Origin of the sequence: Listeria costaricensis, from assembly GCF_900183385.1 — a bacterium.
Lineage (GTDB): Bacteria > Bacillota > Bacilli > Lactobacillales > Listeriaceae > Listeria > Listeria costaricensis.
In genome coordinates this window covers 1-11,625 of record NZ_FXUT01000033.1, presented here as the reverse complement: position 1 = coordinate 11,625, position 11,625 = coordinate 1, and the positions used below count along the sequence as shown (strand labels likewise).

The 11,625-nt window shown below is 35.2% G+C and carries 6 protein-coding genes, 13 tRNA genes and 1 pseudogene; 19 read left to right on the top strand and 1 reads right to left on the bottom strand.

The features are described 5' to 3' along the window. Window positions 1–26 precede the first annotated feature (26 nt). From CS921_RS15220 to CS921_RS15160, 13 genes are all read left to right on the top strand, one after another. Window positions 27–115, top strand: a tRNA-Ser gene (locus CS921_RS15220). A gap of 16 nt (window positions 116–131) precedes the next feature. Next, a tRNA-Glu gene (locus tag CS921_RS15215) sits at window positions 132–203 on the top strand. 56 nt (window positions 204–259) lie between these two features. Then, window positions 260–335 (top strand) — tRNA-Val (locus CS921_RS15210). Window positions 336–344: 9 nt separating this feature from the next. After that, window positions 345–418 (top strand) — tRNA-Met (locus tag CS921_RS15205). 11 nt (window positions 419–429) lie between these two features. Then, a tRNA-Asp gene (locus CS921_RS15200) sits at window positions 430–505 on the top strand. Between the two features lie 4 nt (window positions 506–509). Beyond that, window positions 510–582: transfer RNA gene (locus tag CS921_RS15195), tRNA-Phe, on the top strand. A gap of 8 nt (window positions 583–590) precedes the next feature. Then, window positions 591–674, top strand: a tRNA-Tyr gene (locus tag CS921_RS15190). A 3-nt stretch (window positions 675–677) separates the two neighbouring features. Continuing rightward, window positions 678–751, top strand: a tRNA-Trp gene (locus CS921_RS15185). Between the two features lie 18 nt (window positions 752–769). Continuing rightward, window positions 770–842 (top strand) — tRNA-His (locus CS921_RS15180). Window positions 843–861: 19 nt separating this feature from the next. Further along, window positions 862–933 (top strand) — tRNA-Gln (locus CS921_RS15175). 7 nt (window positions 934–940) lie between these two features. Beyond that, a tRNA-Gly gene (locus CS921_RS15170) sits at window positions 941–1,012 on the top strand. Between the two features lie 22 nt (window positions 1,013–1,034). Next, a tRNA-Cys gene (locus tag CS921_RS15165) sits at window positions 1,035–1,108 on the top strand. Window positions 1,109–1,152: 44 nt separating this feature from the next. Further along, window positions 1,153–1,236: transfer RNA gene (locus CS921_RS15160), tRNA-Leu, on the top strand. A 94-nt stretch (window positions 1,237–1,330) separates the two neighbouring features. On the opposite strand, the pseudogene CS921_RS15815 reads toward CS921_RS15160, so the two are convergent. Next, window positions 1,331–1,446: pseudogene (locus CS921_RS15815) on the bottom strand (tyrosine-type recombinase/integrase); the annotation flags it as partial. 235 nt (window positions 1,447–1,681) lie between these two features. On the opposite strand from CS921_RS15815, the gene CS921_RS15155 reads away from it, so the two are divergent. The 6 genes from CS921_RS15155 (at window position 1,682) to CS921_RS15130 (ending at window position 11,555) form a co-directional block, all read left to right on the top strand. Beyond that, window positions 1,682–1,894, top strand: a complete 213-nt coding sequence (locus CS921_RS15155; protein ID WP_099225390.1) for a DUF2397 family protein — start codon at window positions 1,682–1,684, stop codon at window positions 1,892–1,894. Window positions 1,895–2,134: 240 nt separating this feature from the next. Further along, window positions 2,135–5,155 carry a DEAD/DEAH box helicase gene (locus tag CS921_RS15150; RefSeq protein WP_162921801.1) on the top strand — a complete coding sequence of 1,007 codons (3,021 nt, stop codon included), beginning with the start codon at window positions 2,135–2,137 and terminating at the stop codon, window positions 5,153–5,155. 37 nt (window positions 5,156–5,192) lie between these two features. Beyond that, window positions 5,193–5,501, top strand: a complete 309-nt coding sequence (locus CS921_RS15920; protein ID WP_099225386.1) for a DUF6119 family protein — start codon at window positions 5,193–5,195, stop codon at window positions 5,499–5,501. Further along, entirely contained in the window at window positions 5,482–6,633 is a 1,152-nt protein-coding gene (locus tag CS921_RS15140) for a DUF6119 family protein (protein WP_099225384.1), read from the top strand. Before CS921_RS15920 ends, CS921_RS15140 begins: the two co-directional genes overlap by 20 nt. Before the next feature lie 123 nt (window positions 6,634–6,756). After that, window positions 6,757–9,894: a type I restriction endonuclease subunit R gene (locus CS921_RS15135; RefSeq protein WP_099225382.1), complete on the top strand. Its 3,138-nt coding sequence runs from the start codon at window positions 6,757–6,759 to the stop codon at window positions 9,892–9,894. Window positions 9,895–9,911: 17 nt separating this feature from the next. Then, window positions 9,912–11,555 carry a type I restriction-modification system subunit M gene (locus tag CS921_RS15130; protein WP_099225380.1) on the top strand — a complete coding sequence of 548 codons (1,644 nt, stop codon included), beginning with the start codon at window positions 9,912–9,914 and terminating at the stop codon, window positions 11,553–11,555. Window positions 11,556–11,625: the final 70 nt, after the last annotated feature.

Here is an 11,625-nt window from a genome sequence, read left to right as displayed (position 1 = left end):
CGAGTCCTGCCTGTGGAGCCTTTCTTGGAGAGCTGTCCGAGAGGCCGAAGGAGCACGGTTGGAAACCGTGTAGGCGGGCAACCCCGTCTCAAGGGTTCGAATCCCTTGCTCTCCGTTTTTTAAAACATAATGGCCCGTTGGTCAAGCGGTTAAGACACCGCCCTTTCACGGCGGTAACACGGGTTCGAATCCCGTACGGGTCACTTTTTCTACTATTTTGGCAGACAAATGAATGATTTTGCGTTAGAATAGTAAACATGGAGGTTTAGCTCAGCTGGGAGAGCATCTGCCTTACAAGCAGAGGGTCAGCGGTTCGATCCCGTTAACCTCCACCATAATATTGTCGCGGGGTGGAGCAGTCTGGTAGCTCGTCGGGCTCATAACCCGAAGGTCGCAGGTTCAAATCCTGTCCCCGCAATTTTAAAAGAAGGTTCCGTGGTGTAGGGGTTAACATGCCTGCCTGTCACGCAGGAGATCGCGGGTTCAAATCCCGTCGGAACCGCCATATTGGCTTGGTAGCTCAGTTGGTAGAGCACTTGATTGAAGCTCAAGGTGTCGGCAGTTCGATTCTGTCCCAAGCCACTCTTTTCGGAGGGATAGCGAAGTGGCTAAACGCGGCGGACTGTAAATCCGCTCCTTAGGGTTCAGTGGTTCGAATCCACTTCCCTCCACCATTTAGGGGCATAGTTTAACGGTAGAACAGAGGTCTCCAAAACCTCCAGTGTGGGTTCGATTCCTACTGCCCCTGCCATGAAAATTTCATATAACGGCGGGTGTGGCGAAGTGGTTAACGCATCGGATTGTGGTTCCGACATTCGTGGGTTCGATTCCCATCATCCGCCCCTTTTAAAATATTAACGGTGGGCCATAGCCAAGCGGTAAGGCAACGGACTTTGACTCCGTCATGCGTTGGTTCGAATCCAGCTGGCCCAGTTATTATGCGGAAGTAGTTCAGTGGTAGAACATCACCTTGCCAAGGTGGGGGTCGCGGGTTCGAACCCCGTCTTCCGCTTTTCTAAAAGGCAAAGCAACACGGCGCCATAGCCAAGTGGTAAGGCAGAGGTCTGCAAAACCTTCATCACCGGTTCAAATCCGGTTGGCGCCTCCATTGCTTTTTAGAAAAATAAACGATATAATAATATCGTGATTTATGCCGGCGTGGCGGAATTGGCAGACGCGCTGGACTCAAAATCCAGTGATCTCACGATCGTGCCGGTTCGACCCCGGCCGCCGGTATCAAGTAACACCAGTACTTTAACAAGTGCTGGTGTTTTTTTTGGAAAAATGCAGGGGACCAAAAGTGACCACTTTTTAAAATAAGCGATCTAATTTGTTTATCTGGGAATAAGTGCCCGTAAATATCTATAGTAGTTGTAATGCTGGCGTGCCCTAGGTGTTCTTTGATAGTAGATACTCTTCTCCTTCATCGATTAGTAAAACAATGTGTATAAGATAAGTATTGATATCAACATGATTTAATTTATTCTTAGCCTTGTGCATGTTTCAATCGTATTAAAATGAGTGCATGAAAGGGTTTATATGTTTCAGAGGCTTTGTTTTAGGTATGATGTATGACAAATATAAGTTGATTTTGAAAAATAATTCTTCTATCTATCGAAATTATGTTCATTATGCTGTAAACTTATAGTGACTACTTTGAGGCTTATTGGAAGGTGTTTTTATGGAAAAAGTTATGCCTGCTAATTATTTGACAGTGGAGAATTTTGAGCGTTATCGGCGAATTATGCGTTGCTTTTACAAACGTCATAGGCAAATGCAAGGATCCTTATATCGGCCAGAAGTGATTGAAGTGATGCGAACGGAATATAGTGAGACTTATGGGGAGCTCGAAGTTGATCAGGATTTGGAAAAAAGGATAGGGAATGTGTTCTAGGCTATTTTAACACGGGCATGCGTGTATGAAGAAGGGCGTAGAAGTGACTCCATGTTCTGACGGAGGGAATTTGAAAATACTCCTTTTTATTGCATGATTAGATAATATTTTTTAAAACTTTCTAAAATAGGTATAATGGTTCATTTTATTAAGCTTTAATGTATAATAAAAATATAGTTGGAAATAAAAATCTGTTTTTAAAACTTTTATATGATTTTACATAAGCGGGGAGACTTAAACATGAATGAAAAACTTAGAAATGTGATAGAAAGTTGGCTATTAATTGAATATTTAAGTTCAGGGAATTTGCCAGAGGTATCACAACAGAAACCAGTATTTAAAGGCGCTCAAGTATCAATAGAAGACTTTTCAAAGATAAAAAAAGAAAATAAGAGTTACATATATTTTGGGATATTTCGTTCTTATCAAGTCAATAAGTTACTCAGAAGTTATTTTCATGATGATTCGGAAGTTTATAATGAAGATACATCATTAAGGTATTCATTATCGATACAATTGGATGAAAATGGTTCTTACATTGAAAAAAGTGTTTTTATACCTCAACTGCAATTTTTATTAAAGTCATTGCTCAAAACAGATTTTACTGAAATAACTTTAAAGAAAGTTGAGACTGCGAATCAAGAATTTTTGGACACTATTGAGCCTGAATTAGTACAAATTTTTGCTAAAGGAGTAACTTACCAAGCTTTAGCAAAGGTTCAGAATCTAGTGTGTGAACAGTTTCAAACTGCTGATATAATGGATGATGAAATTTTTACATTACTTAATTGTTCAAAATCGAACGAACCAGTAGAATTAAATAGTCTTATTGTAGCTGATTTAGAACAGATATATTTAACTAAGCAGCCTTCAAAGACTTTAGATCTTTATTTAAGCGGAACAAAAGAATTTCGTACAATAGACGAAAACGAAGAGTTGATTAATAAAATTTTGAGTTTGACTAATTTGCCTGATAGTAGATGGCCTTCTAATAATAGTTTTAAGCTTTCAATGATGCAGCAAGTAGCGGTCAATGCAATCTGTAACGAGGAAAGTCCGATTTTTTCTGTAAATGGGCCGCCTGGAACAGGTAAAACGACACTGCTCAAAGATATATTTGCTAATCTAATCACAAAAAGAGCAGAAAAAATGATGGAATTTTCTTCCCCAGTCGAAGCTTTTAAAAACCTTGGGAAATTTAAACTTAATGGTTTTGATTATTATCGTTATAAAATAGATGATCGTATAAAAGGATATGGAATAGTTGTTGCATCATCAAATAATGGTGCGGTAGAAAACATTTCTAAAGACCTTCCAAAAAAAGAAGAAATCATACATACTACGGACAAATTCAAGGATACCGATACAGGTTTTTCCGAGATGATTAAAGAGGTAAATTATTTTTCAGAGTATGCAGACTCACTTTTTTGCTCAACAGAAGAAAAGCAAGCTCTTTTTAGTGAACATTGGGGTATGTTTTCGGTTCCAATGGGTAATCAAAAAAATATCAATAAAGTTTTTGAAGTACTATTATATAATCAAAAAGGTAAGAGCTTGTACGACAACATGAAAGAAAGAACATTTAAAATAGAAGACTGGGAAAAGGCATGTAAAGATTTTCAAAAAAATATTGTAGAAATTAATCAAGAAAAGAAAAAAATTATGTCCCATTATCGGCTGAGTGCCAAACTAAGAACTGAAATTAAAGAAAGAGATCGTTTACAAAATAGGTTGGGAGAAGTAAAGAAAAAAGCAACTGACCTCGAAAATTCAGCAGAGTTGAAGAAAATAATTAGTGATATTGCCCATGTTAAGCAGGTTATTGAGTTGTTGCCACCGCTTCCTTGGTACAAAATAGTGATAAATAAATTATTTGGTAAAGCTAATTTAGAGCTTGTTAAATTGCAGCAACAGTTAATAGATTTAATAAAAAAAGAAAAAAAGCATCAAGATGAATTGATTGAAATGGTTATTGTTAAAGAAAAAATTCAACAAGAATTAAATGATCAAGAGCAAAAGATTACACGAATGAAAATGCAATTACAACATTTGAATTTTCATTTTCAAGATGATGAATATGCAATTTTCGATCAAGAAATGTGGTTAGAAAGTAATTACGCGAAAAGACAATTAACAATTCCATGGGTAACTAGGCGTTTGAATTATTTGCGAGGAAAAACCTTCATTCTTGCCTTAAATATTCACATCATATTTTGCTGTATGAATTCTGGTAAATTCTATTCTGCTTTTAATGTGATTTCGAAAAAGAATCAGTTGGATTTAGATAGCGCAGATAATCGAGCTATTTTGGCAGATTCATGGAGCATTTTTCATTTATTGATTCCGGTTGTAAGTACAACTTTTGCAAGTTTTGCACGAATGTATAAAGGGATGGATGCAAGCACTATTGATAATCTTTTTATTGATGAAGCTGGTCAGGCAACTCCTCAGTCAGCTGTTGGGGCAATGTGGCGAGCAAAACGCGCTATCGTAGTGGGAGATCCAGCACAAATTGAACCTGTTGTTACAATGGGTGAAAATGTGTTTAAAAGCTTACGAGAAGCTTATGGAATTGAGGAAAAATACTTAAGTTCAACAGCATCTGTTCAAAATTTAGCTGATGAGGCAAATGCCTACGGTGTAATAAAGAATGATGGTGTACGAATTGGCGTTCCATTATGGGTGCATCGGCGTTGTTTGAACCCAATGTTTTTTGTTTCAAATGAAATTTCCTATGATGGGAAAATGGTTCAAGGTGCGCCTTCTGAAAATGCTAATAAAGGTATTATGAAATGGTTAGATGTTAAAGGGAAAGCAAAAAATAGGCAATTTGTTGAGGAACAAGCTACAGTTCTTCTGGAAAACCTAATAAAAATAAAAAGTTTAGACAGTGTTTATGTTATTTCTCCATTTAAAGCAGTTGTTGAACAGACGAAAAAATATGTGAAACAACATGCCGGTGAGTTTGTGGGGCTTGATAAAGAAGCTGTTACACAATGGACTAAATCGTCTATAGGAACTGTTCATACTTTTCAAGGCAAGGAGGCAGCAATTGTCTATTTTGTCTGTGGAACGGATAATGATAGCGATGGTGCTGCAAATTGGTCTTGTCAGACTGCAAATCTTTTAAACGTTGCTATTACAAGAGCGAAGAAAGAGTTTTATATAATTGGAGATTATTCTAGGTTTAAGAATAAACAGTTTTATCAAACTATCGCAAAATATGTGCAGGAAGTTGAGAGGTGGAACGCAACAAAATAAGTGGAGGATGAGTAAATGAGACGAAAAAAAAGGAAAAATAAATTATCTCTTAAAAGAAGGATTTAGTGATAACTTTTTAAAGGAAAATCATGGATTAAAGGAATATAAAGAAAATATTTTTACAGCATATACACCTGAAAGATCACCAAAGTGGATAAAAGGTTTTTTTGTAAATGAAGAATTAAATTTGACAACTAAAAGTGTAGCAGCTGTGTTTAAAAAAACAATTACAATTAATAATGAAGAAAAGCATTTTATTTTTTGCTTTGGTACTGGGTTTCACAAATTGAATCCAGATGCATTTGAAAAAAGATTTGGGTTGAAGGTTGCTCTTTCTATTAGCTAAAGTAAGCAAAATAAACTCATTCGCGGTAGATACTCAACAAGATATTTTACAGGGAATCACCATTTCACTAAATCAGGAAGTATTTGAGAAAGAGAAATTTGGAAAAACAATTGATGGTAGAGATGCCTTGACTATTACTGTGATTAATGATATTACAAATATTGATGAGCTTTTAGAACTTTTATATAAATACTATATTGAGCAAAAGTATAAAAGTAATGGGTACGAGTGGATTGATTATATTGAACAAGTAAGGGATCCAGGTAAGATGGAGGAATTAGATAGTATTTTATTAGAGCAAATGAAAAGTTCGTCTATTGACTTAAATTTAGCACCTCCAGAACTTATAGATTGGGATGATTTTGAAGGATTTTCTTCAGAGATTGATGATAACTTTGATGAAATTGTGTTGGATAAATTTCTTCCCCTAGGAAAACTAGAAGAGAGTGACACGATTCAAATTATTAAGGATATTGTTGTAGATTTAATTGGTAGTGAAGAACAAACGATTAAAAAATCATGGAAACTGTATAACTGTATTAATAGTGAAGTGAAGGAGGGACAACAAAAGTATATTTTAACCAATGGAAATTGGTATAAGGTAGAGGATAGCTATTTACAAATGTTGGAGAAATGGTGGAAGGATTTAAATATCCAAAAATCTTCTTTACCTAAATACGAAAAGATTCATGGAAAACATAATGAGGGAAGATATAATGAAAAACAACAGGAAAATTATGAAATTCTAGATAAAAAATTAGTACGTTTACCACAACAAGATGCAATAGAAGTATGTGATTTATATAAAGATGGGCGATTTATACATATCAAAATATATAAATCGTCCTCTGACATATCACATCTAATGGCTCAAGCGTTAGTATCAAGCGATTTATTTATAGGTAATGAAGATTTTAGAGAAAAATTTAATGAAAAGCTGAGCAATAAATTAGATGAGGCTGAAATAAAACGACCAACAAGAGAAAAATATGAAATTATTTTAGGAATAATCACTAATAAAGATAATTTTGATCTGCCATTTTTTACTAAGGTGAATTTAAGAACAAATATGAAGCATATAGAAATGACAGGCCTAAAATGTTATATTGAGAAAATTGAAGGAAGTTATTAGAGCTAGTTTGAAGGAGAGTATATGATTAAAAAAGAATTTAGTAATGAAAACGTGTTAGTTTATTGCAGCAGAGATTAGTATGATACTAATTTTTAAGCGCAAAAAGAGAAAGGAAAACTAGATATGAATGAAAATCAATTTGAGATAGAATTAATTAAACACATTGAAAATATTGCTGGAACAAAACAATGGAAGTATGAAAAAAATATAAAAACAACAGAAGCGTTATGGAATAATTTTAAAAGCATTTTAGAACAGCTTAATCAAAATGTGTTAGCAGAACCGCTTAGTCTAGCTGAGTTTGCACAAGTTAAAAAGATCATCTGTGATATTCAAACGCCATATGAAGCTGGGCAATTCTTATATGGAATGAATGGTGTTTCTCAAATTGAAATAGATTTGGATGATGGACAGCATGTATTCCTAACAGTTTTTAATCAAAAACAAGTTGGCGCAGGGAATACAGTTTATCAAGTTGTCAATCAAATTGAGCGCCCAGCTGTTGTTACAGGAAAACGAAACCGTCGATTTGATACAACGCTTTTAATTAATGGATTGCCAATTATTCATATCGAAGAAAAATGTAATACACATGATGTGAATGAAGCATTGAATCAAATGCACCAATACATAGATGAAAATCAATTTCGTGATATCTTTTCAACACTACAAATTTTAGTGGCAATGACACCTAATAATGTCAAATATATGGCAAACACGACGAGTGATAAGTTCAATAAAGATTTTGCATTTAACTGGCAACGTAAAGAAGATAATATGATTGTGCGTAAATGGAGAGAGTTTGCTGATTCTATGTTAAGTATCCCAATGGCACATCAAATGGCTACTAATTATATGATTTTGGATGGTACAAAAAACAAACAAACGTTAAAAGTTATGCGTCCTTATCAGGTATATGCTACGCAAAATGTGCTTGAAAATCTAAAACAAGTCGATTTTCAACTAGGAACTAATAAAGTTGGTTATATTTGGCATACAACAGGTTCTGGTAAGACGATTACGAGTTTTAAAACAGCCTGGTTAGCAAGCAGAATGCCTAAAATAGATAAAGTTGTTTTTGTTGTAGACAGAATTGCTCTGACAAAGCAAACTAGTGAAAATTATCGTGCTTACGATCCAGATGGTGACATAGAAGATTTAACAAAAACAGGGAATGTTCAAGGAACTAATAATACAAATGATCTAAGGCGGAAGTTAAAAGGTAAAGATAATAATATTATCGTCACATCTGTTCAAAAATTAGGAACGTTGGTAAAACAAAAGAATTTTAAAGCACCAAATAAAAATATTGTGTTTATTGTAGATGAAGCACATCGCTCAACAGGTGGGGACTCCTTTGCGATTATTCAAAAAGCATTTAAGAGGTCAGCTTGGATTGGATACACAGGCACACCAATGTTTGATGAAACGACATCAGGTTTACGCACAGAAGATATTTTTGGGAAACTTTTGCATGCTTATACGATTCGTGAAGCAATTGCTGATCGGAATGTACTTGGATTTAAAGTTGATTTTGAAACGACCATTGATGAAGAGCAAATGAAGTCTGCGTATTTACCACAATTCTACCGTGCTCGCTATCCAAAGTGGACAGAAGAAGATGTACAGGAAAAAATTAAGCATTTAACACCAGAAGATATGGACGATACGATTGAGCCTAGCTTCTATGATGAAAATTATGAACATGTTAAACTTGTGGTTCAAGATGTCTTTAAAAATTGGCGAAATCGCTCTAATGAAGGAAAATATAATGCATTATTCACCACACATGTTGGTGGTGGAAAGGCCAGCACTCCAATGGCTACAATGTATTTCAATGAATTTAAACGTGTAAATGAGAAGAATCGAAAACGTGGCGAGCAAACATTGAAAGTTGCAGTTACTTTTAGCCAAAATTCTTCAAATAATGACAGCCAACTTTCAACAAACCAAGGATTATTTGAAGCAATTCAATCTTACAACAAAGAGTTTAATACAAACTTTGGAATGGATGATGTCTCTGGATATACACAAGATGTTGCCAGTCGTTTGAATCGAACCGCAATGGATAAAAATTATTTAGACTTAGTAATAGTTGTTGACCAGCTTTTGACAGGCTTTGATGCACCAGAGCTTAATACGCTTTATGTTGACCGGACGCTAAAAGGAGCGGGATTGATTCAGGCGTATTCTAGAACGAATCGTATTGCTGATTTACAGGATAAACCTTGGGGGCGAGTTGTCAACTATCGCTGGCCTGCTCAAAATGAAAAACTGATGAATAAAGCGCTAGCTATTTATGCAAATAAAGATTCTGCTAACTTGTCAGTGAATGAGCAACGCGAGAGGAATGAGAAAGACGGAATCATTGCGAAATCCTTTGAAGATGTATTCAATGAAGTGAAGAAAGTCGTGGTTGAGCTAGGTGATTTAACAAAAGGATTCCAGCAATTGCCACCTAGTGAAAGGAAAAAGGAAAAAATGTTAGAACTGCTTCGAGAGTATAGTAAAGGTGTCTCGAAGCTAAAACAATATGATCCAGAAGAAGTTAATGGTTCTAATGAGGGATTTAATTATGATGATCCAGATAAATTAATCGAAAACCTTGGCATGACAAGTGAAGAAGAAAGAATGCTTACAACTGTGCTCACAAATGAGTTAAAAGAATGTATTGCAAAAGAGAAAAATGTATTAACTTATCATATTGATCTAAAAATGATGCATATTAAAGATGTAAAAATTGATTATGATTATTTAACTGCACTAGTAGAGCAATTGTTGAATCAAGTACACGATAAAGAAATTGAAGCTGCTAAAAAAACTAAGGAGAGAATTGATCAATTTGCGGATGGCTTGGATGACAGAAACTATGCTGGAAAGATTAAGAATGCAGCTATAGTTATTTTGAATGGCCATTATACTGTAGATCAGTATCCAGCTGAATTAGATGGGAGTGAAAAAGTAATTTTAGCTGCAAATAATGTAAGTTTAGATCGACGTTTTCAGGATTTTAGAATTAAATGGGGAATAATTGACATAATCACAAGTGCAGAGATGCGAAACCTGTTTAGTAGGCATCGCTATGATCAGCAGGATTTGGATGATACTGGGCAGCTTAGTAAAATTGTAACTCAGGCAAGTAAGGATTATAAAACGCTCGCATATGATGAAGCCGTTCAATCTTTATCCAAAATTAAATATAGGAATGAGTTGCGAGAAGCTATCTATAAGTTAGCGGATGAATTAGTAGAAAATCAATGACTGGAAGGATAGAGGACATGTCAAATAATCAATTACAAACAGTTACGAGCAAGCTGTGGGCAATGGCAAATGAATTGAGGGGGAATATGGATGCAGGAGAGTTTAAAAATTATATTCTAGCATTTATGTTTTATCGATACTTATCGGAACATCAAGAAATTTATTTACTATCAAATAAAATTATTGATTTGGAGGAAGATGAAACAGTCTATGAAGCATATAAGCGACAAGCTACTGGAGAGGATTTAATTGAGTATTTGCGTGATATTTCCTCAAGTTTAGGATATGCAATCGCTCCTGATGATACATGGGCATCATTGAATGTGATGATTGACGATACTACAGTAATTCCGAGTGTGTATCAAACGATTTTTGATAATTTTAATCGAAATGTTGAATTAAATAAAGATGCTATGAGTGATTTTAGTGGAATTTTCAATGATATTAATTTAGGGAATTCACGCTTAGGAAACTCAACTACAGCTCGTGCCAAATCATTAAATAATATTGTAAAATTAGTGGATGATATCGAATATAAGTCTGATGATGGGAAAGACATTCTAGGCGAAATTTATGAATATTTGATTGGACAGTTTGCGGCGAGTGCTGGTAAAAAGGGTGGTGAATTTTATACGCCACATCAAGTAAGTAGGATTTTAGCTAAAGTGGTTACAGCTGAAGTAGAAGAATCTGATCAGGCATTTAGTGTTTATGATCCAACGATGGGATCTGGTTCTTTATTATTGACGGTTCGAAATGAGTTACCTAGTGATAAAAAGATTGGTGCACTTAAGTTTTATGGACAGGAATTAAATACAACGACTTATAATTTAGCACGTATGAATTTAATGATGCATGGCGTTACATACAATAATATGACGTTGAGTAATGCAGATACGTTGGAAAGTGATTGGCCAGACGGTTTAAATAAGCAAGGAATTGACCAACCGCGAAGTTTTGATGCTGTGGTAGCCAACCCACCTTATTCTGCTAAATGGGATAATTCGGAAACGAAATTGAAGGATCCACGGTTTAGTGAATACGGGAAATTGGCACCTGCTTCTAAAGCAGATTTTGCCTTTATTTTACATAGTATTTATCATTTGAATAACACGGGAACGATGGCGATTGTTTTACCTCATGGAGTTTTGTTCCGTGGTGCTGCTGAAGGTAAAATTAGGCAAATTCTTATTGAAAAAAATTACCTTGATGCGGTTATTGGGTTGCCTGCCAATTTATTTTATGGCACGAGTATTCCGACAACAATTTTAGTATTTAAGAAGAATCGTAAAAATCGTGATGTTTTATTTATTGATGCAAGTAATGAATTTGAAAAGAGCAAGAATCAAAATAATTTAAGCGAGGCAAATATTGATAAGATTATTACGACGTTCAAGGCGCGAGAAGATGTTGAAAAATATGCGCATTTGGCTACGTTGGAAGAGATTAAAGAGAATGATTATAACTTAAATATTCCGCGTTATGTGGATACCTTTGAGGAAGAAGAGCCTATTGATTTGGTCGAGTTGAGTAAAGAAATTATACGAGTTAACAACGATATCAAACAGGCGGAATCAGATTTTCTTGGTATGCTGGACGAGTTGGCTGTAACCCCAGATACAAAAGAATTGATTGAAGCAACTAAAGAGGTGTTCAGATGATGCGAGAGAAAAATGCGCCTGAACTGCGGTTTGATGGGTTTTATGACGATTGGGAACAGCGTAAGTTGGG

Coding starts and splice junctions, on each gene's coding strand:
- CS921_RS15155 (WP_099225390.1), top strand. CDS start 1,682: ATGGAAAAAGTTATGCCTGCTAATTATTTGACAGTGGAGAATTTTGAG.
- CS921_RS15150 (WP_162921801.1), top strand. CDS start 2,135: ATGAATGAAAAACTTAGAAATGTGATAGAAAGTTGGCTATTAATTGAA.
- CS921_RS15135 (WP_099225382.1), top strand. CDS start 6,757: ATGAATGAAAATCAATTTGAGATAGAATTAATTAAACACATTGAAAAT.
- CS921_RS15130 (WP_099225380.1), top strand. CDS start 9,912: ATGTCAAATAATCAATTACAAACAGTTACGAGCAAGCTGTGGGCAATG.